At 62.1% G+C, this 24,657-nt stretch carries 17 protein-coding genes; 5 read left to right on the top strand and 12 right to left on the bottom strand.

Features of this window, described 5'->3' with window-relative positions:
• Window positions 1-57 precede the first annotated feature (57 nt).
• Window positions 58-2,190 carry a hypothetical protein gene (locus OJ996_RS14905; protein ID WP_264514412.1) on the top strand — a complete coding sequence of 711 codons (2,133 nt, stop codon included), beginning with the start codon at window positions 58-60 and terminating at the stop codon, window positions 2,188-2,190.
• Window positions 2,191-2,221: 31 nt separating this feature from the next.
• Here OJ996_RS14905 and OJ996_RS14900 read toward each other — a convergent pair whose 3' ends face one another.
• The 4 genes from OJ996_RS14900 to rpe are packed head-to-tail and all read right to left on the bottom strand — an operon-like array spanning window position 2,222 to window position 5,340.
• Window positions 2,222-2,785: a hypothetical protein gene (locus tag OJ996_RS14900; RefSeq protein WP_264514411.1), complete on the bottom strand. Its 564-nt coding sequence runs from the start codon at window positions 2,783-2,785 to the stop codon at window positions 2,222-2,224.
• A 48-nt stretch (window positions 2,786-2,833) separates the two neighbouring features.
• Complete coding sequence (locus OJ996_RS14895) at window positions 2,834-3,685, bottom strand: peptidylprolyl isomerase (protein ID WP_264514410.1); 852 nt, start codon at window positions 3,683-3,685, stop codon at window positions 2,834-2,836.
• On the bottom strand, window positions 3,685-4,629 hold the full coding sequence (locus OJ996_RS14890) for a hypothetical protein (protein ID WP_264514409.1): 945 nt from the start codon (window positions 4,627-4,629) through the stop codon (window positions 3,685-3,687). Before OJ996_RS14890 ends, OJ996_RS14895 begins: the two co-directional genes overlap by 1 nt.
• Before the next feature lie 42 nt (window positions 4,630-4,671).
• Complete coding sequence (gene rpe / locus OJ996_RS14885; RefSeq protein ID WP_264514408.1) at window positions 4,672-5,340, bottom strand: ribulose-phosphate 3-epimerase; 669 nt, start codon at window positions 5,338-5,340, stop codon at window positions 4,672-4,674.
• 106 nt (window positions 5,341-5,446) lie between these two features.
• Here rpe and OJ996_RS14880 point away from each other — a divergent pair, with 106 nt between their 5' ends.
• Genes OJ996_RS14880 through holA form a run of 3 tightly spaced genes read left to right on the top strand, consistent with a single transcriptional unit; the run spans window position 5,447 to window position 7,536 of the window.
• Window positions 5,447-5,797: a hypothetical protein gene (locus tag OJ996_RS14880; protein WP_264514407.1), complete on the top strand. Its 351-nt coding sequence runs from the start codon at window positions 5,447-5,449 to the stop codon at window positions 5,795-5,797.
• A gap of 58 nt (window positions 5,798-5,855) precedes the next feature.
• Window positions 5,856-6,383, top strand: a complete 528-nt coding sequence (tadA, locus tag OJ996_RS14875) for a tRNA adenosine(34) deaminase TadA (protein ID WP_264514406.1) — start codon at window positions 5,856-5,858, stop codon at window positions 6,381-6,383.
• A 31-nt stretch (window positions 6,384-6,414) separates the two neighbouring features.
• Window positions 6,415-7,536 (top strand): DNA polymerase III subunit delta, encoded by a 1,122-nt coding sequence (gene holA / locus OJ996_RS14870; protein WP_264514405.1) that lies wholly within the window; start codon window positions 6,415-6,417, stop codon window positions 7,534-7,536.
• 304 nt (window positions 7,537-7,840) lie between these two features.
• Here the strand turns inward: holA and gloA2 are convergent, their stop codons facing one another.
• From gloA2 to OJ996_RS14845, 5 genes are all read right to left on the bottom strand, one after another.
• Window positions 7,841-8,227 (bottom strand): SMU1112c/YaeR family gloxylase I-like metalloprotein, encoded by a 387-nt coding sequence (gene gloA2 / locus OJ996_RS14865; protein WP_264514404.1) that lies wholly within the window; start codon window positions 8,225-8,227, stop codon window positions 7,841-7,843.
• A gap of 10 nt (window positions 8,228-8,237) precedes the next feature.
• Entirely contained in the window at window positions 8,238-10,316 is a 2,079-nt protein-coding gene (locus tag OJ996_RS14860) for an MFS transporter (protein WP_264514403.1), read from the bottom strand.
• A 66-nt stretch (window positions 10,317-10,382) separates the two neighbouring features.
• Window positions 10,383-12,458 (bottom strand): hypothetical protein, encoded by a 2,076-nt coding sequence (locus OJ996_RS14855; protein ID WP_264514402.1) that lies wholly within the window; start codon window positions 12,456-12,458, stop codon window positions 10,383-10,385.
• Between the two features lie 52 nt (window positions 12,459-12,510).
• Window positions 12,511-14,568, bottom strand: coding sequence for a hypothetical protein (locus OJ996_RS14850; RefSeq protein WP_264514401.1), 2,058 nt, complete (start codon window positions 14,566-14,568; stop codon window positions 12,511-12,513).
• Window positions 14,568-16,625, bottom strand: coding sequence for a hypothetical protein (locus tag OJ996_RS14845; protein ID WP_264514400.1), 2,058 nt, complete (start codon window positions 16,623-16,625; stop codon window positions 14,568-14,570). Before OJ996_RS14845 ends, OJ996_RS14850 begins: the two co-directional genes overlap by 1 nt.
• Before the next feature lie 509 nt (window positions 16,626-17,134).
• Between OJ996_RS14845 and dnaE the strand changes: the two genes are divergently transcribed.
• Complete coding sequence (dnaE, locus tag OJ996_RS14840; protein ID WP_264514399.1) at window positions 17,135-20,641, top strand: DNA polymerase III subunit alpha; 3,507 nt, start codon at window positions 17,135-17,137, stop codon at window positions 20,639-20,641.
• A gap of 104 nt (window positions 20,642-20,745) precedes the next feature.
• Here the strand turns inward: dnaE and OJ996_RS14835 are convergent, their stop codons facing one another.
• From OJ996_RS14835 to OJ996_RS14825, 3 genes are all read right to left on the bottom strand, one after another.
• Complete coding sequence (locus OJ996_RS14835; RefSeq protein ID WP_264514398.1) at window positions 20,746-22,449, bottom strand: M56 family metallopeptidase; 1,704 nt, start codon at window positions 22,447-22,449, stop codon at window positions 20,746-20,748.
• A gap of 80 nt (window positions 22,450-22,529) precedes the next feature.
• Window positions 22,530-24,158, bottom strand: a complete 1,629-nt coding sequence (locus tag OJ996_RS14830; RefSeq protein WP_264514397.1) for a M56 family metallopeptidase — start codon at window positions 24,156-24,158, stop codon at window positions 22,530-22,532.
• Window positions 24,159-24,165: 7 nt separating this feature from the next.
• A complete protein-coding gene (locus OJ996_RS14825) occupies window positions 24,166-24,546 on the bottom strand; it encodes a BlaI/MecI/CopY family transcriptional regulator (RefSeq protein ID WP_264514396.1) in 381 nt (126 codons plus the stop codon).
• Window positions 24,547-24,657 lie beyond the last annotated feature (111 nt).

The raw sequence follows: 24,657 nt of genomic DNA, 5'->3' as shown, positions 1-24,657 counted from the left end.
CGGGTTAAGTTTGCCCGATTTGTGGGATGACCTTGTCTTGGTCTGATTTTTCACCTGATGGTGGCACCGGTGGATCTCGATTCGGACAAGCAAGACCTCGTCGATGTCGTCCTCATCCCGCTCAAAGAGGATCAGGCCTCCCGCAAGGTATTGGAGGACACGCTCCGCCTCGCTTCGGGGATGCCCACCTCGGTGGCTCCCGACGCGTTTCCTGTCGTTACTGACCGCATGCGGTCAACGGCGCTTACGAGCAAGTTTCGTGCGCTTGTGCCCCGACTCGCGACGCTGCTCGTGTTGACGCTATCATTGGGATTTCTCTTTTCTCCTGCCACGCGTCAGTCGCTTTGGCGCATCCGCATGGCGACGGATTCCTTCGATAAGTTTATCCCCAATGAGGTGGAGGAACTCTTGATAGGCGAGCCGGATGACGAGGACGCGAGGTCTTGGATCATGTCTCGGATCGCTCACGACCAGCGTCTCGTCGCGATGGGAGATCTCCAAGGAATTGATGATGCGCGGAGATGGAAGGCGGTATGGGAAGCCCATGAGGAAGATCCCGCTCACTTTTATGCATACGTCTTAGCCTATAGAGGAAGTTGGTACAAATGGCCGGAGAACTGGGTGGCCACCGGCGAGAAACTGGATCCCGATAACGGCTGGTTCGCGCTCATCGACGCCTGCTCCCGGATTGGCGATGTCATCGAGCCAGCGACAAGAAAAACTAAGAAGGGTTGGGGAAGCAGGGCTGTCATAACTCCTGCGAAACCGGCGAGGGTGAAGGACGAAGCCGAGTTGAAGGTCATTCTCGCAGAGATTGATCATGCGTTGGCCCTACCGGCTTGGACCGATTTCCGATCTCGGCTTTCGGCACTGCGCATGTCGGCTTGGTCTGCTCCGGTGGATTATCCGGAGCAGCTTCTGTTCTCTCAGTTCAAGAGGCAGCATCCGGAGGGTCGCCCCTTTGACTCTGGATGCCTCGATCAACTTCCGCTCTTATTTCAAGGAGCCGCACTTCATTTCGCGAACACTGGCAATCGCAGGGAACTGGATGAACTTGCCAGGCGCTACGAACGGATCTTTCAGACCTTTTGTAAGAGGGATCAGTCGGATCTGAATCAGGGCGTCATCTTGTGGCAGGCGGCTACCCTAGGAGCAAAGGCCATCGAGGACGCGTACGGCATCATGGGTGATCCGGCCGTGGCCGCGAGATTCAAGAGCTTTGCAGAGGCACCTCGTCGTGCGGAATTGAAGGACGCATCGAGGATTCCGCGGGGCAGTTTTACGGATCAACGCGCTAGCAATCTCGCTGAAGGCTGGACCATCGGACGCTATCCAGGGGTTAGCGCTCTCATGGAGTCCGAGTTGCGAGGCGGCAGGCTCGCCGAATACGCCATGGGGGAACGCGTGCTGATGCACGTCCTCTCCGCTCTGCTCTGCTGCATGCTCGGCCTCATCCTTTTCACCGCACATTATCCGCGTCCGGGCCTCCGACGTCTCGCAGATCGCCTGCTGCAGTTGCTGGCATGGCGGGATTGGCTCTGGATCGTCGGCCTCGGAATGGCATTGCCGATCGCACTTTATCTGTTGCTCCAACGACTTCCTTGGCCGGGCTTCCGTAATCACACCATGGAACGGTCGCAGACTTTTCTCATGGCCTTGCAACTGACGGGTCTCGCACTCTCACTCCTGCTCTGCACCGTGGAGGTGGCGCGATGGCGCCTCGCCAAGCGGGCCTGGGGGGTCGGGTTCGGGTGGCGGCTTATCGATGCGGGACCGGCCTTCGCACTCTTCGCCTTGGGCTCCATGCCTGTCATGTCAGCGGTTCCCACGCTTGCCCATATTCCGCGTATGGACGGGGACTGGATTGAAGCCGTCATCGCAACGGTACTTGGATTACCCGCGCTCTGGGCCTCGATGATCCTCGTCGGCTGCTATCTGAAGAAATCGCCACGCCGCCTGCATCGCCTCATCCTGCTTCGCGCTTGCACCCCCGTAATGGCCTTGGCTCTCGGTCTATCGGTTCTCTCCATCTTCGTGATCCACGCGGAGGAGAAGAAGTGGACCGCCCGCATTGAGTTCGAATCCGTGACCAACAAGGACCACTACGCCACCGGCTCCCGCGCCGGCTTCGAGCACGCGAGGTGGATCCACTCGGAGTTGAAAGCGATCTTCGGGCCCGGTCCCGATTGAACCTCCGCTCATCGCGTGCGTTGGCAGGAACCTACCCCGGCAAGGAATTCAAGTAAGCCTCGCAGCATCCTTTCACCGTGAATCGTCCGTCCCGGTGTCCTGTTACCGCCAGCGCATATTGGACGACACTGCCGACGAGCCCTACGAAACCGACAAGGATCCCTGCCAACACCGCGATCAAACTCTCGTCCGAGGACAGGAGCATTCCACCCGCCACGGCGATCGCGACGCCGGCGGCGAAGATACCGAGCCAGATCAACCGCTTTCGCATCAGGCGGGACCGGGCGGCTTGGCTCATGCTGTAGGTGATATGCGCCTTCTTCTGGAGGACCAAGGCTAGTAGCAGGAGCACTAGCGGACTAAGCAGGATGGTGATGAAGACCCATTGCGGCGTCCATGTAATCTGCTTCCTCTTCCTCCATCCCGAGGGAGGCACATCCTCGTTGGTGTGGATGCAGCGATTCGGCAGTTCCGCCCCGTCGCGCACCACGAGGAATTTCCCCTCTCGATAGAACTTCCGCTCACCGTCGTGCGCCAGAGCTCCGGCTAAGTCGGAGGGTGCCGCATAGGGATTCGGGGAGGCTGAAGGTTCCATCGGGCGGCTTCTAGCAGGCCCCGCGAGCTACCGCCAGAACCTTCGTCATCAAGCCCTCTCGATCACCGCGGTCTCCCTTAGCTTGATTGCCAAATCCTTCAGCACCTTCAGCCGCCGCTCGCGCACCAGCTCCTCGCGCACGATCTCTGCCACCTCGTCGAAGGCCTTCACCTCCGCCTCCCTCACTTCCTCCACCTTCACTAGGTGCAGCGCCTGCTCGTAGTAGAAGACCGGACTTACCTCACCGGCTCGCAGCGAGAACAACATCGCCTCGAAGGGATTGAACACGCGCTGTTGCTCGATCCAGCCCAAGTCGATCTCCCCACCGCGCTTCTTCGTGTGCTCCTTCGCCAGCGCCGCGAAGTCCTCTCCCGCCAGCGCCCTCGCCCGCAGCTTCAGCATCGCCTCGTAGTCATCCCACGGATCGCCTCCCTCGGGGAAGCGCACCAGATGCAGAGGGCGCGCCGCCGCCGTGGTCCGGAAGCGTGGGCGGTTCGTCTGATACCACGCTTGCAGATCCGCATGGCTCAATTCGGGAAGCTCCTGCCACAGTTCTTCCGTAAAGCGCTCCATCCGCATCCGCGAAATCGTCTCCGCCCGCAGCGAATCCCGCTCGGCATCCAGCAGATCCCAAGATGCCCCGTGCTCACGCCATTGCCGCAGCGTGTTCTCGAAGGCCGTGCGGACCTCCTCACCGGATGGCATCGGCACCCGCCGCTCCGCCTCCTGCGCCAGCAGGATGCCATCGGTCGTTTCCTCCTCCGCCTGCGTCCGGAACTCCTCGTCGCGCTCGCAGCAGGACACCTCGCTCAGCAGCTCCGCCTCCGCCTTCAGCCGTGCAAAGGCCTCCTCGATTAACCCTGGATCCGCCAGCTCACCATTGACTCTCAGCATCGGCATCAGCGCTGGGGTGTCGGCGGCACAGGCGAAATCTCACGGAAATTCGACCGCGCATCCAGCGTCGCACGGAACTGCTGCAACTGCGCCGGCGTCAGGATCTCCGTGAGCCGCGAAACCTTCTGCTCGGAGGCGGCGCGGTGTGCCTCGTTCATCCGTTTTTGCATCTCGGCCGGGTTGCCCATCACCGCCGGATCATCCAAGAAGCCCGACATGTTCTCGAAGGCATCGTTGTAAAGGCCCCCCATCATCTCCATCGATTCCGACATCAACTCCCAACCCGCAGGCCTCTTCGCGAAGGATTCCTCGCTGATCTTGCGCATCGCTTCCATCGCTTGATCGCGCTGCTCGATGGAAAGATCCACCTGCCGGACCAAATCGGCGAACTCGGTCGCTGCCTTCGCCTCGATGTCGTTCTGCCGCTCGCGGACTTTCAGATCTTGGTAGGCCTGCATCTGCTCGTCATCGAGCACATCCTTCAGGGCGTTCTCGAAGACCGCCACCGAGTTGCCTGCTTCCGCCACCATCTCGGAAGGCGTCTTGCCCTTCCCTTTCAGGTCCTTGAATCCCTCGCGCCGCCCGCTCAGCAGCGCGTTCACCGCCGTCTTCTGCTCTTCGCTCAGGCCCAGAGCCTCGGAAAGCCGGTTCAGCCGTGCATTGTTGGTTCGCTCGCCCGCACTGCTGAAGCTCACCTGAAAGTTCCGCTCGGCAGCCGAGATTTCCGGATCTCGCTCGGCACTACCCTTGGCACTGGGCCGCTGCTTGAGCACCAGCGGACGCTCCGAGCGGTCGCCCGACTTCGAATCCATCCCGGCCCGCGGCTTCTTCCCCGCATCGGCCATTTCTGCCGTTTTCTCCGCAGGCGCTTCCCCGGACGGCTTGGCGATCCAGCCTATGGCAAAGCCGGCCAGAGCGGCTCCGATGGCGATGAGATTCGAGGACTTCATGACATGCTGATAGCGCCGCTGGCGCCGCTTTTCGTCCCTTGGTTAGGCCTCCCGGATCTGCCGGATCGCCGCCGCCATATCCGGCGCCTTGAAGGTGGAGGACCCCGCCACCATTACGTTCGCCCCGGCTTTTGCGCAGCGGGCCGCCGTCAGCGCATCGATCCCCCCGTCCACCTCGATGTGGAAGGCCAGCCCTTGCTCCTCGCGCCACTTCACCGCCGCCTCGATCTTCGGCAGCACCTCCGGCATGAAGGCCTGCCCGCCGAAGCCCGGCACCACCGTCATGCATAGCAGCAGGTCCGCATGCGCCAGATGCGGCAGCGCGGCCTCCAGCGGCGTCGCCGGATTGATCGCCAGACCCGCCTTGCATCCTGCATCCCGGATCTTGCGCAGCGTGGAATCCACATCGTGACCTGCCTCCACGTGCACCGTGATCAGGTCAGCACCCGCCGCCACGAATCGCGGCAGATAGTGGTCCGGCCGCGACACCATCAGATGCACGTCCAGGTAAATGTCGTTCGTCTCGTGCACCGCCTGCACCATCGCCGGTCCGAAGGAAATGTTGTCCACGAAATGCCCGTCCATCACGTCCAGGTGCAGCCAATCGGCACCGGCATTGATCGCGCGCGTCACTTCCTCCCGCACGCGGGAAAAATCAGCGGCCAGCAGGGAAGGGGCGATTACTCGGTCTCGATACGTCGGCGGGATCACGCGGAGAGCCTAAGTTCCAAGTCAGAAGTGCCAAGTTCCAAGAAAGGCAGGCCGTCGCCGGCTCTTGAGTCTTGGCTCGTCCGGGCTCTTCCCTCTATCTTGTGCGATGGACAAGATCTCCGCATCAGACTCCCGCTCCGTTGCCTGCATTGGTTTGGTCATGGGCGTCCTGGTCATCGCTGGCGGCATTTTCGGGATTTGGCTTCAGGGCGAGTTCTACCCGCCGGCCTTGGAGGAATTCACCCAAGCCACCGAGAAAGAGATCCGCATGGCATTTTTCCTGCCGGGCGCCGTCACGCTCGCCGGCGGCCTTCTTGTCGCCCCCGTGATATTGAGCAGCCCGCTCACCCGCGGCTGGACTGCCTCTCGCCGGGCACTGGTCTATGCCCTGTTCGCCGGGTCCGTCATCCTCCTCTGCTACCTCGCCGCGGTCTCCGCCGCCGCAAGAGCAGCCTGACTCCCCGGCTTTCTCCTTTGGCACTTGATACTTCTGACTTGGAACTTATCCCAGCCCCGTGGACCCCATCATCGATCTCGCCAGCGACGACTACTTCATGGCCCAAGCCATGCGCGAGGCGAAGCGCGCCTACGCCGCCACCGAGGTCCCCATCGGCTGCGTCATCGCCCGCGAGGGCAAGATCATCGCCCGCGCTTGGAACCAGGTCGAAACCCTCCGCGACGCCACCGCCCACGCCGAAATGCTCGCCCTCACCGCCGCCCAGAATGTCCTCGGCGATTGGCGGCTTGAGAAATGCACCCTCTACGTCACCAAGGAGCCCTGCCCCATGTGCGCCGGGGCCATCGTCCACTGCCGCCCGGAGCGTGTCGTCTTCGGCTGCCCAGACCCCAAGGCCGGCGCCGCCGGCGGCTGGATCAACCTCCTCGACGCCAATCCGCCCCTGAATCACCGCTGCGAGATCACCTCCGGCGTGCTTCACGACGAGAGTCTCGCCCTGCTCCAAGGCTTCTTCCGCGAGGCCCGCGAGCGGAAAAAGAACGGCGAATCCAAGACCCGCCCCGGCTCCGGCCCGCTGGAGCTTTGACAGGTCTCCTCCCCCCGGACCATCCTCCCCCGTGGCCGCCGCCAAGCCGAACTCGAACATCTTCGCCATCGTCGGCAGCGACGACGGGCGCGTGAAGGAAGAAGCCCTCCGCCTCCACCGGGAACTCACCGGCGGCAATGACGACGGCTTCACCCACGAAACCATCGACGGCAATGCCGACAACTCCGAGGGCGCTTTCCAGATCTGCCGCTCCGTCGTCGAGGCCCTCAATACCATGCCCTTCTTCGGCGGGGAAAAAGTCGTCTGGCTGAAGAACGCCAGCTTCCTCATCGACGATGTCACCGGCCGCTCGGAGCGCACCCTCTCCGGCGTCGACTCCCTCAAATCCTGCCTCGAGGCCGGCCTCGGCAAGGGCGTCGTCTTCCTCCTCAGCGCCACCGGCATCGACAAGCGCCGTGCCTTCTGGAAGTTCCTCGAAAAGAACGCCCAGGTGAAAGCCTACGACAAGATCGATACCTCCCGCGAAGGCTGGCAGGAGGAAGTCGCCGATCTCGTCGAAAAGCGCGCCAAGGATCTCGGCCTCCGCTTCGAGCCCGAAGCCCTCGAACTCTTCGTCATGCTCGCCGGCGAGGCCACCCGCCAGATCGGCAACGAACTCGAGAAGATCGACCTCTACCTCGGCCCGGACCGTCGCGAGGTGAATGCCGACGACGTCCGCCGCATGGTCCCCCTCAGCCGAGCCGGCGTCGTTTTCGAAATCGGCAATGCCCTCCAGACCGGCAATGCCGCCCGCGCCCTCGAACTCATCGACCACCAGCTCGAGCGCGGCGAGAACGCCATCGGTCTCATGCGCGCCTCGATCATCCCCACCGTGCGGAATCTCTTCATGGCGAAGGTCCTCGCCGAGAAGCGCCTCCCCATGCGGAACTACAAGGACTTCGCCGCCGCCGTCGACCGCCTCCCCGAAATGGAGCGCCTCTGGCTCCCGCAGAAGAAAACCGGCGGCGTGAATATCTACCCGCTCTTCCTCTGCCTCCGCGGTGCCGAAGCCTTCAGCATGGAAGGCCTCCGCGGCGCCATGGAGTCCACCCTCAAGGCCGATCGCTCCCTCGTCACCACCGGCCTCGACCACCGCCTCGTCCTCCATCGCCTCGTCGCCGAAGTCACCTCCGCCGCCGCCAAGCGCCGCTAACGTCCCCCCACGGTAGCGGAAGGACTCTCGTCCTTCCGGCTTCTCGCGCCCGCCTGGGATATCGCCGCGCTCTATGCTCTTGGTTCCCCGTCGGTGAACTCCGGGTTTGCATGCTTCGCACCTTGTCCTTCATCGGATCCTCCGTGTATTGGTCCCCACTCAAATGTCCCAACGGGACTAAGCAACAAAGCCCCGGGTTGGCCACAGGCCTACCCGGGGTTAGACCACCGCAGATATCCTACCTCGAAGAGGTTGCGGACCTTGGCGTCCACCCGCATCCCTCCATCTACCCGTCTCTAACAAATCACCCCTCGTAAAGCTCTAGCGGCAAACCGTCCGGATCCGCAAAAAACGTGAACCTTCTCCCCGTCAACTCATCCACCCTTACTGCCTCCACCTCCACCCCTTTCTCTAACAAAAACGCCACCGCCGCATCCAGATCCCCCGTGGCAAACGCCAGGTGCCGCAACCCCCGCGCCTCCGGATACGACGCCCTCTCCGGCGCCCCCGGAAACGAGAACAGCTCGATCTGCGTCCCATCCGGCAACTCCAGGTCCAACTTGTACGAATCTCGTACTTCCCGGTAAGTCTCCCGGATCACCTGGAACCCCAGCACCTCCGTATAAAAGGCCTTCGAGCGCTCGTAATCGCCCGCGATGATCGCCACATGGTGAATACCTCGGATCTTCATATCGGCTGCTTCAGTCTTCGGTTTCGATCACTTCCCGGAGCTCCCGCCCCATCACCTGCGTGATCTCGTATTCGTAGATGCTCATGGAAGGCTTCTCCGCGGAGATCCCCGTCAGTTGATCCGCCCGGATCGCCCGCTTTTCAAGCTGATGGCTGAGCATCGCCATCGCTCCCGTCAAAATGCCTGCCAGCAGATAAGCAGGATAGACCACGCGCGATAGGGTCACCCGCTTCAACAAATACTCCTGCTTGCTGAGAAGTCCGCGCAGACCCACTGCGATCATCCACCCCTGCGCCAGCGAGGACAGAGCCACATAAGCCATCGCCACCGGAGGCTTCAGGTTCCATGGCAGCAGCGCCCAACCCGCCAGCGGCATCGCCAGCAGCATCCAAGCCACCAGCAGCCACGGGATCCACTCCCGCTTCCAAGCAAGCCCTGCAAAGCCTGCCTTCTTCCTCAAACGCCACCGCGCGATCAGCACCGGCAGCGGGATCGTCAGCCACACGCCTAACAGAATTACCATCATCGGCGCGGCGAACTCGATCGCGATCAAGCTCCATTCCCTCGCTCCCGTCCCCGGCAGCCGTAGCAGGAGCCAGCCTGCGGCCAGCGGGGCGATTACTCCTGCGCCCATGATCCACATCCGGTCCTTCCGGTCGAGCAACTGGCTCATCTGCCCGGCCAGGATCCGGCGCAGGGCCCCGCCCCGGAAGCGGTAGAGAAAGACCGCCAGCGCGATCATCCCCAGACTCGCCGACCACGCGCCTAGCGCGATCTTGGTGATGAACTCGTGCTCGGCCACCCGCGCGGGCTTCAGCTCCTCGTCCGTGATCCCCGGAGGCTTGAGCACCTGCTTCTGCACCGTCGGCAGGGAGAGCCCCGCCAGCGCGCCTGCCCGCTTCTTGAAATCCTGGTAGCCACCCTTCGCCGCTTGGATCTTGTCGCGATACTCCTTCAGTCGCTGGTCGATCCCTTCCAGCCGCCCGGCTTCCTCCAGGTTCATCTTCCGCGCCGCCTTCGCGGTTGCGGAGAAGCCGCCGCGCAGTACCGCCTGCTTCACCAGTGCATCGATCAAGCTGCACTCGGGAGTCGTTACCAGCAGCTTCGCCAGCGCCTCCCATTCCCGGATCAAGGCCCGCATCGCCTCGGCATCGCCGCTCTCTTGGATGCGCTCGCACTCCACTCGCAGCATCCCGATCACTTCCCTCAGAGGCAGCAGCCGCCCTCCTTCACCTGCCATGTAGGCCACCCCCTGCATGCTATGTGGCCAATCGTTGTCGTGCGGCAGCAGCCGGACCCTCGCCGCCAGCAGCTCGCGTTGTCGCGTATCCAGCCGTGGCATCGCCACCGCCTGCCGCAGCAAAAGCTTCGCCCGCTCGAGCCCTTGCGGATCCTTCAGGACATACTTCGCGGGAACCTTGGCGGCCTTCTCTTCCTCGCTCCGCGGGATGCTCTCGATCGCCTTCCCCGCCTCCATCGCGAATGCCATCAGCGGATACCATGCATTCCCGGGATCGATCTCTTCCCCGATCTTGAGGAAGTCCGGCGGCACATCCTTGTGCTCGCGAATGTACTCCGAAGCATACTCGGCGAAGAACTCCGGCCGTGTCGGATCGAGATCCCACAGCGGCTTCCAGCGCCGCGCCTTCGATGTCTGCGAAACATCGCCGAAAAGCCGCAGCCGCTGCTCCGCGCTCAGTTCCCTCTTCCATTCGGGCTCCACCTCTTTCCCCGCCGGGCCTAGCGGACTCATGCTCCCGAGTCCTCCCAGCGATTGGATATCCAGCAGCGTGGGCTTCACCGAAACCCAATACATGATCCCCGTCAGCAGGAGCGCCGCGTACAAGCACCAAGCCGCGACATGGCCGAGCACCCTGCTCCAGCCCGGTCTGCCATTCTTGTTAGATCCTTCCAACCGGTCCGCCGCCTTCAGGATCTCATCACCCTCCGCTCCTCCCGATCTCGCAATCGCCTCGCTCAGCAGCCTCTCGCCCGCCACCTGCATCTCCGCATTCGCCCTCAGCGGATCCGTCGCCGCGGCGATCAATCGTTCTCCTGCTTCCGGCATTGGCGATGAACTATCAGACATCGGCAGGGCAGGGGAATCCCGCTCTTCATCAGTAATGGGTTTCCATCGAAGACCGGACTGATCCCATCATCTCGTCTCGATGCGGCCATCCAGAGCTTCCCGCAGCCTCTCGAAATAGGAAGTCGCCAGCCAATGTTCATGACTGCCTCGCGGAGCAGTTTCGGCGCTCACCGCCATCCACCGGTCCTGCTTCACCCAATATCTCTCCTCGGCATGATGAAGCATGGCCATCGTCGCCATCAGCACCATCCCGCCGAGATAGGCCGGAATCACCACCCGACTCAGGACACAGCGCTCTAGCAAGCGGGCATGTGACGAGAAGAGCGCCCGCATTCCCGCCCCGATTAGCCAAATCAATCCCGCCGCCACTCCACCGGTCGCAGTGAAGAGCAGCGTCCGTGGCAGCCCCTCCGCTTCCGTGATGTCGAGATCGATGAAATCCGCAGCATTGATGAGACCATCCGGAGCGCCGGTCTTCGGGTCGAATGCCGGGATCGACAGCCCGTAGATGACAATCGCCGCGATACCCATCGGTACCGCCAACCACCCCGCCCATGACTTGGTCTCACATAGCCCTAGGAAACCCGCTCGCTTCCGCAGTTGCCTTCTTGCGATCAGGATCGGCAGTCCCATTATGATTAGCAAAGTCGCCAAGAACTGCCCCACCGGAACCGCCATCCCGTGCAGACCGCCATTCCACTGGCGACAACCCAAATCGGTAAGCCGGCTGAGAAGCAGCAGGCAAACCATCGGAAATAGGATCCCGCCCGCGAAGATCCAGGCATGGTCGCCGGGTCGGATCAGTCCCGACAGCACACACGACATCTTGCGCGCAAACAAACCTCCCCGGAATCGGTACAAGGCGATTGTCAGGCTCGCGAGCCCCAGCATCACCCAGCCCGTCAAAGCCAGCCAGCTATCCATCAAGGCGTAGTCGGCAAGCCGCCCGGGCTTCAGCTCTTCGTCTTGAATCGCCGGCGCGTCGCTCGGGCCGAAACTCTCGAGCGGAGCCACTGCGGCGAGATAGGCCCCGCGGTGCTCGATCGTGTCATTCCGCGCCTCCCCCGCCGGGCTTTCCCGGCGCTGCCTCGATAGGTGATCGTAGGCCTCCCTCAGTCTGCGGAACCTTGCTTCAAGCTCGCTCTCGCCCAGCTTGCTTGCCGCGTCTCTCAGATTGCTGATTGGGAACACGATGTCTCCACCGATGAAGAGCCCGTCGAGAAGACCGGGCCGCGCAAGCTCAAGTTGCCGCCGGGCGAGTGCTTCCCATATAAGCGCCAACTCCCTCAGTCCCTCCCGATCTCCGTTCAGGCCGCACTGCTCGGCCTTAGCTGCGATCACGTACGAGGTGGAATCGATCGGCCTTCGGTCGAGACGACTCTGAAGAAGGGCTTTGCCCATCCCATCCACGAGATCCCTTGGGCTTTCCAGTGCCTCGAATCGCGCTTGCGCAATCTCCCCGCGGTAGCTCTCCCACTTCGGCAGCGCGACCGCCTTCTTCAGAAGACTCAGCGCCTCCTCGAATCGAGCCTCATCCTCGATTTTCCATTGCTCGATGGGCAGTGGCTCACCCTTTTTCCGGCGCGGTCCGGGGATCGATTTGACGCACTTTTTTGCCGCTTGGTTGGCAGCGAGATAGAGGAAGTAGCCATTTTCTGGGTCGATCTCTCCCGCGGTTTTAAGAAGGCCCGCATGCAGTTCCTTGCGACCTTGCGTAAGGAGGAAGCGGCAATGGTCTGCAAGGTAAGCCGCATTGTCCGGGTCGCTTGCCAGTAGGGCTCCCGTATCATCGGCGATTAGCAGCAACTGCCCCGCCGTGGCGTTTCGCTTGGCAAACGACTCCGGAAACTCAGCGGGGTATTCAAGGTCCAGGAACGCCCTGATCAGTTCCCGCTGTTGAACGAGTCGGAATACCTGCACCCCCCCGAGTAGCAGCGAGACCGCCAGCATCACCCCGACCACGGGCCGTCCCCATCTCCTCCTGGGCCCTACTTGTCTCCCCGCTTCCTCAACTACCTCTGCTGAGATCTCCCTACCCTCCATCATCCCCCGCAGTTCCCGCTCCGCGGTGGTCTGCATCTCCGCATTCTCCCTCAGCGGGGTGACAGCGGCGGCAATGAATTTCTCGGCGGCGTCAGACATCGCGTTTCTCTAGCAGAACTCCACCTTGGAAGGGAATATCGCTCTTTCCCGATCACTCCCTCTCCGCATCAAGAACCCTTAGTGAATCCGCCCGGATCTGCAATGCGGTCTCATGATCGAACCGGCTCGCTGCAGGCACCGCTGGATCGATCTTCGTGAAGCTATCTTTCGCAATCCATGCCTTCTCTTGCGCATGGAATAGAAAGCTAGCTCCCGCCATCAGAAGCATTCCGCCCGCATAGGCGGGAATCACCGCGCGGCATAGCACCATCCCCTTCAGGACTTCCCCGCGTCCGCGGACCAGCACTCCGAGGAGCCCGATCAGGAAGTGCCATACTACGCAGACCCCCGCAGCGATCATGCCCGCTTGAAAAAGCTCCGGCGTCCCTTGTCCGTGTTTCCCTTCTCCTATCGTGCAGCCACCTACCCACGCGACGATTGCTGCAAGAGCCGCAAGCCCTCCCACCCACTGCCAGCGGCTCGTGGAATGTCTGCCCCAGCCGAGATCCAGCCGCCAGGCTGCGACCATGACCGGCAGGGATACCATCAGGGCCAGTGCTGCGGCGATGCGCACGGCATCTCCCGGTATAGTTCTGCTGACGCTCCACTCCGCGCCCGCGAGTGCTGGGATAGTCTCCGCCGCCAGATAGCAGGTGAATGGCAGAACAATCCCTAGTCCGACGATCCACGCATGATCCTTCACGGTCACGGTTCTCAGCAGGGAGAGCGATAGCAACCTCGCCTGCTTGCCATGGCGGAACCGGCACAAGGCGGCGAGGCCCGCGGCAATCAGCAGCACCACCGAGCCACCGTAACAAAGGATCCTGTCGAACAACACATGCTCCGCTTTCGCCCCGGGCTTCAATGACTCGAAATCCAGCGGCTGCGTGCTCAAGGAGTCCCATCGCGTTCGCGTACTTGCAATACTACCTTTGCCGTAAAACTCCTCCGTAACTCGACTCTCCCGTGTTCTCCAAAGCTCCTCGAGAGCGGCTTGAGTTTTCCGGATCTGCTCACCCTCGTGATCTAGTCCCAAGGTCCTCGCCGCCTTCTCCATCGTGACAGGAGAGGGCGACCTCAATACAGCCGCTGCCCATAGGGAATCCGTGGTAGTTGAACTGGCATTCTCCAGCACCCGCTTTGCCAGAAGCTTCTGATTCTCGTGAAGCTTCAGGAATGAATCTTTCTCTCCTTTCGAGGCAAGTTCCTCTGCCTGTGCGGCGATGGCGTCGCCCAACGCCCGGGGGACAAAGTAATCATTCCCCCCCTCGGACGAGACGTACTCCTGCACGAAGAATCGTCCGATTACGTCGTCTCCCGGATGTAGCACGGCGAGCCGCCGCGATAACATCTCGTCCCGATAGGAATCGAACTTCGGTTTCTCCGCAGCCTCTTTCATGAGCCCTAGGGCCTCCGTTAACAGCGCCGGATCCTTGATCTGATAGCGGATTCTTTTACCATATCCCAAGGTATGCACCGCCGTCCGGGCCTTGTATCCCGCCGCCAGATAGCGGAACCAACCGTTCTCCGGATCAATCTCATCTGCGGTCTCGATGAAGTCGGCTGGAAGTTTGTTCCACCTTGCCAGCGACTTGACGTGCTCGGCATAGAGAACCGCATCTTTTGGGGATCGCTGGTGCAGCTTCAAGTAGCCGTCCCAATAGTTTTCACTGGTACGGCCGAACAACAGCTCCTCCTGATCCGGGGTGAATTCCCCCAGGAATTTGGCGGGTTCCATCACCAGGTTCCGATGAAAGGGGATGAAGTGCCCGAAGGATTGGATCGGATCGGACATTCCGATCAATGCGTAGCTCGCCGATTTCCAGCGCCTGAGATCCCGGAAACCGATGGCAAGAGCCACCACTGAGATGAGACCGACAATCCCGTAGAACCACGGAACGGCTTGTCTTTCCCCGCCTGCCTTCTCCAGCCGCCCCGACAGTAGGACTGCCTTCCCCTCTTCAATTTTCCCGCGCTCTAAGGCATCGCGCAGCTCCTCCCCCGCCATTACCTGCATCTCCGCATTCTCCCCCAGCGGAGCGACCGCAGCGGCGATGAATCGTTCCTCGGCTGCCACTTCCTCCGCTTCCGGATTAGGGTTCGTTTGCATCATCTCACCCCCTCGAAGGCCGTCCGCAAACGTTCCAGATAAGACTCCGCCAGACGATGCTCGTAAATGCTGACTGGTGCGCTCTCTTCGCTTACGCCCATCCAACGGTCCTGCGCGATCCGGCGGCACTCTTCCGCGTGGTAAAGCCGTGCAGCCGCCGGCATCAGGAACATCCCCGCCACGTATGCCGGGACCAGCGCCCGGCTGACCATGCTTCTCTCCAGCATCTTGCCGTGAGCCGAGAAGATGGCCCATCCCCCGCAGCCCACAAGCCACGCGAGGCCGAGTGCGATCATGCCCGTGGAAAAGAGCAGCAGCCACTGCGCAGGCCCGTCCGCTTCCATGATGTTCAGATCGACGAACTCCGATTGCATGCCGTAGAGCCCGCCCCAGTGCTCGGAGTCCGGCTCGCTCGCCGGTATGACCGCTCCGTAGCTCAAGATGCCAATCACCACCAACCCCGCGGCTACCCATCCCCACACTGGCCGCTGCATTCCTAGGCCCAGGAATCCCGCCCGGCTCGCCACGGCTCTCTTTACCAGCAGCACCGGCAGTAGAAGCATCAGCACCATCGTGCCGAGCCATTGTCCCATCGGGATCGTCATTCCGTGGATTCCCGCACTCCATTCGCGGGCTCCCAGCGGCGTGAATCGGGTGATCAGCATCCACAGGGCGAAGGGCAGCAGGATTCCGCCCCCGATCACTCTTGCATGATCGCCCGGCCGGATCAGCCCGCTGAGTAGTCCGGACATCTTGCGCGCCATCATTCCCCCGCGGAAGCGGAAGAGGGCCACCACCACGCTGGCCAGCCCGAAGATCGCCCAGCAGAGCAAAGCCAAGCCGCGATCCACCATCGCATATTCGGCCAGACGCCCTGGCTCCAGATCCGCCTTCGTCGCCACCGGCATGCTGGCGATCGCGAATTGCTCGAGCGAACTCGCCACCGCCTGCTGCGATCCATGCCTCAGGGTCGTTTCCGACCGCTCGTCCACATGCGGGTTCTCGCGAGGGGACCTGGTCACCGTTAGCAGCGCCTCCTTGTAACGCCGGAACTTCTCCACCAACTCGCGTTCGCCCAGCTTGCTTGCCGACTCGGTGATATTGTCGATCGGGTTCACCAACCCACCCGCTGTTACGATTCCGTAGAAGAGCGTAGGATGGGCTTGATCCAAGAGACGCGGGACAAGGGTCTCCCACACTGTGGCAAGTTCGCGTAGTCCTTCCCGATCACCATTCCGTCCGCATTCCTCGGCCCGCGCTGCCAGCACATAGGGGATGTTGTTGAACCAGATCCCGTCGTTCTGGATTTGGAGGTAAGCCTTCCCCGTACGATCCACTAGATCCCGCGTCTCTCCTAGCGCTTCGAAGCGACCGCGGATGATCTCGCTGCGATGAGTGTTCCACTCCGGCAGGGCAATCGCCTTCCGCAGCAGCGCGAGCGACTCCGCATAGGCATCCGCTTTCTTGATCGTCCATTTGACCGGATCGCCTTTCTTCCAAGTAGGGTCGGGATCGGATTCCACGCTGCCCTTCGCCGCGTTCTCGGCTGCCATGAAAAGGAAATAGCCGTTCAGGGGATCAATGGCCTCCGCGGTCTTCAGGAAGTCTTCCGGCAAGCGGCGATAGTCCTTGAGCAGCCGCCGGCTATGGTTGGCGAAGTAAGCCGGATTCTTCCGGTCGCTTTCCCACAGCGGCTCCGTTTCGTTGAAAAGCATCCACCGCTGCGCCTCCGTCGCATCCTCCTTGGCCAGCCACCGGGGAAATTCGTCCGGGTATTCCAGATTGATACTCGCCTTGATCATCTCCCGCTGCTCGTAGGCCCGGAAGACTTGCCACCCGCCGGAAACCAGCGCGATCACCACCGCCGCCGCCACGGCCGCCCGTCCCCCGCGCCCTCGCTTCCGAAGACGATCGGCCGCAATCTGGATCGCCGCATCTTGCTCCGCGTGCCCCTCCATCATCCCCCGCAACTCCCGCTCCGCCACCACCTGCATCTCCGCATTGTCCTCTAGGTGGGAGCGAGCAGCGGAGATGAATCGTTCGGTGGCGTCGGGCATCGCGCGCCTTTTATCAGCGACCCCATGGAACAAGCAATCAGCCTCGCCGCTTCATTCCAACTTATCACCACCTTATTCACAATCCTCCATCCTCTTCCCCCTTCCGCGTATTCCGTGTCTTCCGTGGTTCTACTACTTTTAAATTTCGCGCCCATTCGCGCTTTTCGCGGTAAGAAACCCAGTCCCCCGGCATCCACCAGCCGCCCGCCACCGCTCACTTCACCCACCCCCGGACCCTACGATAATTCGTCCGATTCGAAGGATTCGTGGTGCCTCCCTCTCCCCCTCAAAAACCTATTCGCGGCCTTTCGCGCTTTTCGCAGTAAGAAACCCAGTCCCCCCGGCATCCACCAGTCGTCCGCATCGCTCACTCCACCCACCCCCGGACCCTACGATAATTCGTCCGATTCGCCAGATTCGTGGTGCCTCTCTCCCCCCCTCAAAAAACCTATTCGCGTCCATTCGCGGTTGAAAATCCACACCGTTAGTAGGACCACCCCAGCCCCCGCTTGCCGTCCTCCCCTCCCTACGCCACGCTCCTCGCGCCGCCGATGTCCGATTCCTTCGTCCACCTCCACCTGCACACCGAATATTCCCTCCTCGACGGCCTCGCGCGCACCAAGGAGATCGCCGCCAAGGCCAAGGAATTGGGCATGCCGGCGGTGGCCATGACCGATCACGGTAACCTCTTCGGTGCCATCGAGTTCTTCCTGTCCTGCAAGAAGGCGGGCATCAAGCCCATCTTCGGCTGCGAGATCTACCTCGCCCCGGGGAACATGGAGGACAAGAAGGACATCCCCGGTCGCAAGCGCTCCTGCCACATGACCCTGCTGGCGGAGACCAACGAGGGCTGGACCAATCTCCAGAAGCTCGTCTCCCTCGGCCACCTTGAGGGCCTTTATCACGGCAAGCCCCGCGTCGACCGCACCGCGCTCCGCAAATACGCGAAAGGCATCATCTGCCTCACCGGCTGCATCTCCGGTCCGGTCAATGAATGGCTCCTGCTCGGCGATGAAGCCAAGGCCCGCGACACCATGGCGGAGCTTATCGACATCTACGGCAAGGAGAACGTCTACGTCGAGATCCACGACCACGGCCTGGAGCCCCAGCGCAAGATCACCCCGGGTCTGCTCAAGCTGGCCAAGGAGTTCGGCCTCAAGCCCGTCGCCGCGAACGACGTCCACTTCGTCAACCGAACCGATCACGAGGCACACGATGTCATGATCTGCATCGGCACCGGCCGTCTGGTGATCGATGAGAACCGCATGCGCTACACCCCGGAGGTCTACTTCAAGACCGCCGAGGAAATGCGCACGCTCTTCGCGGAGGTTCCCGGCGCCTGCGATGCCACCTTGGAAATCGCGGAGCGATGCAACGTGGAGATCAAACTCGACTCCACCAGCTCCGAGAAATACCCGCAGTTCGGCACGCCCGATGGCTCGCCGCGCGAGGAATACCTCATGCGCGTCTGCCAGGAGGGCATGGTGAAGCGCTACGGCGAGGAGAAGGCCGCGCAGCCGGAGATCCAAGAGCGCCTCCGCTACGAAGTCGGCATCATCAACCAGCTCGGCTTCGCCTCCTACTTCCTTATCACCGCGGACTTCATCCAGTGGGCCCGGGATCACGATATCCCCGTCGGTCCCGGCCGTGGTTCGGCCGCCGGTTCGCTGGTGGCTTACGTCATGGGCATCACGAATATCTGCCCGCTCCAGTTCGGCCTGCTCTTCGAGCGCTTCCTGAATCCCGAGCGCGTAAGCCCGCCCGACGTCGATATCGACTTCTGCCAGAGCCGCCGCCCGGAGGTCATCGATTACGTCCGCCAGAAGTACGGCGAACGTAGTGTTTCTCACATCATCACCTACGGCACCCTTGGCGCGAAGAGCGTGTTGCGGGATGTCGCCCGCGTCATGGGCGTCAGCTATGGCGAGGCCGACCGCATCGCCAAGATGATCGAGGCCAAGCCCGGCGTGACCTTGAAAGGGGAGTTCGATGCCAAGCCCGAACTCAAGGAACTCATCGAGAGCTCCTCCACCTACCAGGACCTCTGGGACTACGCGCTCAAACTGGAAGGCCTCACCCGCAACGTCGGCATCCACGCCGCCGGCGTCGTGATCGGGGACCGCGAACTGGACGAGCACGTCCCGCTCACCCGCGGTAACGAAGGGGAAGTGGTCACCCAGTACGACATGGGTGCCATCACCGAGGTCGGCCTGCTGAAGATGGACTTCCTCGGCCTGAAGAACCTTACCGTGATTCAGGATGCCGTGGAGCACATCAAGCGCCACACCCCGGACTTCGAGATCGACAAGGTGCCCCTCGATAACAAGGCCACCTTCGACATCCTGAACCGCGGCGAGACGATGGGCGTGTTCCAGCTGGAATCCGGTGGCATGGTCGAAACCTGCCGGAAGTACCAGATCGAGAAGATCGATGACATCATCGACCTTCTCGCGCTCTACCGCCCGGGCGCCATGCAGTTCATCGATCAGATGATCGAGGTGAAGAAGGGCCGCAAGAAGCCCTTCTACGAGCACCCGCTTCTTGAGCAGGTCTGCGGCAATACCTACGGCGTCATGATCTACCAGGAGCAGGTGCAGAACGCCGCCAAGGTGCTCGCCGGCTACACCCTCGGTGGTGCCGACCTTCTCCGCCGCGCCATGGGTAAGAAGGACCCGAAGAAGATGGCGGAGGAGCGCTCGAAGTTCGTCGCCGGCGCGGCCAAGGTGAACAACATCAACGAGAAGCTCGCCAATGCGATCTTCGAGAAGATCGAGATGTTCGCCGGTTACGGCTTCAACAAGTCCCACTCCGCCTGCTACGGCCACATCTCCTACTGGACCGCCTACTTGAAGGCGAATTTCCCGGTCGAGTTCATGGCCGGCCTGCTCTCGAACGAAATCAACAACACCGACAAGATCGGCGTCTTCGTCGCCGAGTGCCACCGCATGGGCATCGAGATCCTTCCGCCGGATCTGAACAAGTCGAAGCTTCGCTTCGCGCCCGAGCAACTCGCGTCCGGTGCCTTCGCCGTTCGTTATGGCCTCGCCGCGATCAAGAACGTGGGGGAGGGGGCCATGGCCCAGGCCATCGCCGACCGCGAGGCCAAGGGTCCCTTCGCGTCACTCGAGGAATTCTCGAACCGCCTCGACTCCAAGTCGGTCAACAAGCGCATCCTCGAAAACCTCGTGAAAGCCGGGGCCCTCGATTGGACCGGTGAGAGCCGCGCCTCGATGTTCAACCGTCTGGAGCAAGTGGTCGCCAGCGCTTCCTCCGCTCAAAAGGACCGCGCCTCCGGTCAGGTCTCGCTCTTCGATACCATGGACTTCGCCGCGCCTGCTCCGGTCAGCGCCGCTGCCTCCGTCGCCATCGAGGAATGGAGCAAGGACGAACGCCTCGCCCACGAGAAGGAACTCCTCGGCTTCTACGTCACCGGTCACCCGCTGGATAAATTCCGCGGCGTGCTCGACTCCGACAAATACATGAAGCTCGGTCTCCTCGATGAGATCGATGTCCAGAACCCCCGCGACCGCTTCCCTTTTGCGGGCATGATCCGCACCTTGGAGAGCAAGGTCACCAAGAGCGGCAAGCCTTTCGGCGTGATGGTGGTCGAGGACTTCACCGGCTCTGCCGAGGTCATCATGTGGGGCGAATCCTTCGTCCCCGCCCGCGATGCCGGCACCCTCGTGCCCGGCAAGGTCATCAAGTTCAAGGCTGCTATTCAGGTCGACGACCGTACCGAGTCCCGCCGCCTCACCGGCTCCGAGATCGGCGAACTCAAGCCCCGCGGCAGCTCTGCCACCAAGGGCGCCGTCGAACTGACCCTCTGGACCGCCCGCCACTCCGAGCGCGACCTGACCGAGATCCGCGAGGCCCTCGCCGCGAATCCCGGCAAGGTCCCCGTCTTCCTCCACTTCCAGAACAGCGCCGGCCGCCGCGCCACGGTCGAACTCGGCCAAGACTACCACGTCAAGCGCACCGACCTCCTCGAGAAGGCCCTCGGCCGCTGGATGGACTAAAGTAGTCCGCTCACTCCGTGAGCGGATGAAGCGACCCCACAGCCCGCTTCACCTCACGAAATGAAGAGGCCGGGCAATCACCCGGCCTCTCACTCGTTCAATCGCTACGGCTTTGTAATCCGCAGCTCCTTGTCGTCGGAGTTCACCACCGTCTTCGTCGTATCCCCGAGGTATTTGAGTGCAATGGTGAGCGGCACGTTTCTCAAGCGCAGCTCCTGGACTCGCGCCGTGCCGTCCACCTTCGGATCCAGCACCACCGGGAAGACCTCTCCTCCCTTTGCGTTCTCCTTCGCCATCTTGTTCAGGGAAACCACCGCCTCCGTCAGCGACACATCCACGAACTCCACGCTCGGAAGGATGATCTTGCTGCCTGCCTCGGCTGCCCTCCCTTTCGGCTTCTCCGGTTCCGGGCGCGGCATGAACTGGAAGTTGTCTTGGTGATTGATCGGCAGGAAGGTGACTCCCGATTCACTGATCGAGAATCTCAGCTGGGTCTGCTTGGCCATCTCCTGCAGCACGGTGAGCATCGAGGCGCTCTTCTGATCCAGGGTCACACGGGACTTGCCGGGATCCGCTGTGCCGCTTTCCTCGCGTGGCTTGCGGATCACGAAGTTCACCCCCTTCTTCTCCGGATCCAGCTCCACGCTCTTCGCTCGGACGAAGTCGATGGCCTCTTCCAAGGAAGTGTTCTCGAACTTCACCACGGGGATCACCGTCGTCTGCAGCTTCTTGAAGATAATATCCGTCGTCGGATCGACCTTCGGCTCCTCCGCCGCTGCCGGAGGGGCGACAGGGGCCTCCGTTCGCTTCGGCTCCTCCGCCTTCGTCGCGCCAAACAAAGTCAGCAGCCCGATCATCGTCACCCCGCCCGCTTTCCAGGCAGGATGGCTAGCGCGATGCCTGGAGATATCGCGGATTCGCGTCTTCAATTCCGAACTGCTTTCGAAGATCCCCACGAAGCCCAGTTGCAGCCCGGAGCGCGGTGCCACAGCCTGCAGCTTCAGCAGCGCGTTCCCATAAACGGATCGCCGGTCCCTGCCGCCCAGTGAAAGCACCTGAGCATCGCAAGCCGTCTCGCGGTCGGCCCGCATCCTCGCAAAAGCGAACCACAAGATCGGATTGAACCAGTGCAGCGCCTGCAGGATGCAGCATAGGCCATTGACCGGCAGGTCCAGCCGCTTCACGTGCGTCAGCTCGTGCAGCAAGATCAACCTCGCCTCAGCCTCGCTGAAGCTCTGCAGGAAATCCGCCGGCAACAGCAGCACGGGCCTCAAAAGTCCAGTCACCGCCGGGCTCTCCACCTCCGCCGATACCACCACCCGCGGCAATCTCCCCAGCCCCACCTCACGTGCCGCCTCCTCGACCGATGCCAGCAGCGCCTCATCCACAGCCACCGCTCCCTTCGTGATGCGGCGCATGTTCCGGCGATAGCCAGCCATGCCGAATACGAACACCGCCGCGCTCCCGGCCAGCCAGACCAGAGCCCACGAGTTCACCGTCATCGTTGTCGGCGCCACCTCGCCTAAAGGCTGATCGACACCCGCAATCAACGCAGCCCCGCTAACTGCCGCGACCTCAGGAACACTCGCCTCCACCGCCGGAGCCTTCCGCGGTAGAATTCCGAACGGCACCGTCGGGACTACCGGCAGCACCAGCACCAACACCAGCGGCATCCACAACGCATATCGCCACTGCGGCGGCAACCACCGGCGGACCAGCAATTGCAGGCCCATGATCACCACCGCCAGTGCCGAAGCACGCAGCGTCGTGGCGAGTAACCAATCAAACAAAGATTCGAGCACACTCATGGCAGGAGATTCAGTAGGATTCTCTTCTAACGGATGGATCGCCGGGGGCGGCCTTCCCGCCACCCCCGGCAGGGCTTCACTTACTTCCCGAAACGAATCACCTCGTCGTTGGCCGAGAGCGGTTCCTTCGCCGCCTGCGAGATGGACTTCACCGCCTCGGATAAAGGGATGTTGCGCAGTCTCAGCTCCTTGATCGCTGCATCCTTGTTCGCATTCGAACTCAGCTCGATCACCGGTGCCTTCCCTTCTTCCGCCAATTCTGCGGCCTTCCCGTTCAGGAACTCCACCGCCTCGGCCAACCTCACGCTCTCAAAATCTAGGACCGGGATCACGATGTGCGATGCCATCTCCATCGCCTCGCCCTTGAGCTTGCCTGCATCTTTGTCAGCGACCGTCCTCGGCGACAGCGTCACCGCGAAGGGATCCACCCTCATCGCCAGGCCGGATGCCTCCGCCACGTTCTCGATCGCCTTCCGCAGCGACACATCCTTCAGCTCCAGCGTCACCGGCGTAACTTGGAAGTCCTTCGGCGCCTTGATCACGAAGTTCACACCTCGCTCCGCCTGATTCTTCGGCGCCGGATCGAGCTCGTTGGCGCGCAGCCTCAGGAAATCCACCGCCTCTTCCACAGAGCTATCCTTGAAGCTCACCCTCGGGATCTTGATCGCATCCAGCTTCTTCTCGATCGCCACCTGCCGCGGATCCTTCGGCTTGCGCTCCTGCGCTTCGGTCGCGCCTAACAGAGTCAGCACGCCCGTCAGTGCGATCCCCGCCGCACGCCATCCCGGATGGGATTTCCGGTGCGTGGAGATATCGGTGATCCGCGTGCGCAAGTTGGAGTTGCGCTCGAAAATCCCCACGAATCCCAGACTCAATGTCGAGGCCGGAGCGCAGAGCTGCAGCTTCAGCAGCGCATGCCCGTAGTCGGCACGCCGGTCCGTCTTGCCGAGCGAAAGCACCTGCGCATCGCAAGCCAGCTCGCGGTCCTCTCTCATCCGTGCAAAGGCAAACCACAGCAGCGGGTTGAACCAGTGCATCGAGTGCAGCACGCACACCAGCCAGTTCACGGGCAGATCGCGCCGCTTCACGTGCGTGAACTCATGGAGCAGGATCAATCTCGCCTCCGCATCGCTGAATCCGCGCGGGAATCCCGCAGGCAAGAGCAGTAGCGGCCTCAGCAGTCCCGTCACCGCCGGGCTCTCCACCGCGGATGACATCAGCACCTCCGGCACCTTCCGCAGACCCGCCTCTCGCGCGCTCTCTTCTAACAGACCCTTCAAGCTGGCATCTTGCCGGCACGCCGCCTTCTTCATCCGCTCCAGGTTTCGACGGTAGCCCGCTACTCCCATCCCCAGCATCACCGCCGCTCCCGCCATCCACACCAGGCCGGCATAGACCATCGGCGTCAGGCCTTGGCGACTCTCCGCCGGTGTTGCCACCGCGGGCTTCGCCTGCGGTAGCGCGGAAGTTTGCACCGCCTCCACAGCCACAGGCTCCGGCTTCTCACGCTGGGGCATGATCCCGAAAGGCACCTGCGGCAACATCGGTAGCACGAGCACCAGCAGCATCGGCAGCCAGAGTGCATGGCGCCACGTCGCCGGCAGATGGCGGCGCAGCATGAATTGAATCCCGAGGATTACGACCGCGAGCGCCGAGGCGCGGAGGGTGGCGGCGAGCACCCATTCAAACATTGAGTCCAGCGTGTTCATGGCATGGTCAGGGTTCTTTATCGATGGATTGATCGAGAATCTTCTTCAGCTCGCGCACCTCTTCCGGAGTGAGGCGTGCGTTCTTTGCGAAGTGGACGAGCAGCGGCTTCGCTGCTCCCTGGAAAATCCGTTCCATGAAGGAGGCGCTCTCCGCCTTCACGCAGTCCTCGCGCTTCACCGCGGGCGTGTAGAGCTTGGCCGCTCCTCCTTCATTCGTCTGCAGCGCGCCCTTCTCCACCAGCCGCGTCAGCAGCGTCCTCACCGTGTTCTCCGCCCAGCCCGTATCGCCGCGGAGCACCTTCGCCACCTCCGATGCCGTCCGGGGAGAGGACTCCCACAGCACTTCCATCACGGCCCATTCGGATTCAGATATGTTCGGCGCATTCATTCTTGCTCCTCTCATTCACCACAATTGTAGTGATGTGTCCACTACATTTGTGGTGAGCGTGCCTAAAAAGAAGACCGCCCGTCCCCGGGCGGCCTCCAGAATCTCTGAAAC

The sequence above is a fragment of the Luteolibacter rhizosphaerae genome (assembly GCF_025950095.1).
Taxonomy (GTDB): domain Bacteria; phylum Verrucomicrobiota; class Verrucomicrobiia; order Verrucomicrobiales; family Akkermansiaceae; genus Haloferula; species Haloferula rhizosphaerae.
Note: the sequence above shows the minus strand (reverse complement) of the source record. Positions and strands in the feature narration are given on the sequence as shown.

Excerpts from the sequence above, each read along its gene's own strand:
- OJ996_RS14845 (WP_264514400.1), bottom strand. The coding sequence starts at position 16,625 with ATGCCCGACGCCACCGAACGATTCATCTCCGCTGCTCGCTCCCACCTA.
- OJ996_RS14825 (WP_264514396.1), bottom strand. The coding sequence starts at position 24,546 with ATGAATGCGCCGAACATATCTGAATCCGAATGGGCCGTGATGGAAGTG.
- OJ996_RS14900 (WP_264514411.1), bottom strand. The coding sequence starts at position 2,785 with ATGGAACCTTCAGCCTCCCCGAATCCCTATGCGGCACCCTCCGACTTA.
- OJ996_RS14905 (WP_264514412.1), top strand. The coding sequence starts at position 58 with ATGGTGGCACCGGTGGATCTCGATTCGGACAAGCAAGACCTCGTCGAT.
- gloA2 (WP_264514404.1), bottom strand. The coding sequence starts at position 8,227 with ATGAAGATCCGAGGTATTCACCATGTGGCGATCATCGCGGGCGATTAC.
- OJ996_RS14835 (WP_264514398.1), bottom strand. The coding sequence starts at position 22,449 with ATGAGTGTGCTCGAATCTTTGTTTGATTGGTTACTCGCCACGACGCTG.
- OJ996_RS14860 (WP_264514403.1), bottom strand. The coding sequence starts at position 10,316 with ATGTCTGATAGTTCATCGCCAATGCCGGAAGCAGGAGAACGATTGATC.
- OJ996_RS14855 (WP_264514402.1), bottom strand. The coding sequence starts at position 12,458 with ATGTCTGACGCCGCCGAGAAATTCATTGCCGCCGCTGTCACCCCGCTG.
- OJ996_RS14850 (WP_264514401.1), bottom strand. The coding sequence starts at position 14,568 with ATGCAAACGAACCCTAATCCGGAAGCGGAGGAAGTGGCAGCCGAGGAA.
- OJ996_RS14880 (WP_264514407.1), top strand. The coding sequence starts at position 5,447 with ATGGACAAGATCTCCGCATCAGACTCCCGCTCCGTTGCCTGCATTGGT.
- OJ996_RS14895 (WP_264514410.1), bottom strand. The coding sequence starts at position 3,685 with ATGCCGATGCTGAGAGTCAATGGTGAGCTGGCGGATCCAGGGTTAATC.
- OJ996_RS14830 (WP_264514397.1), bottom strand. The coding sequence starts at position 24,158 with ATGAACACGCTGGACTCAATGTTTGAATGGGTGCTCGCCGCCACCCTC.
- OJ996_RS14890 (WP_264514409.1), bottom strand. The coding sequence starts at position 4,629 with ATGAAGTCCTCGAATCTCATCGCCATCGGAGCCGCTCTGGCCGGCTTT.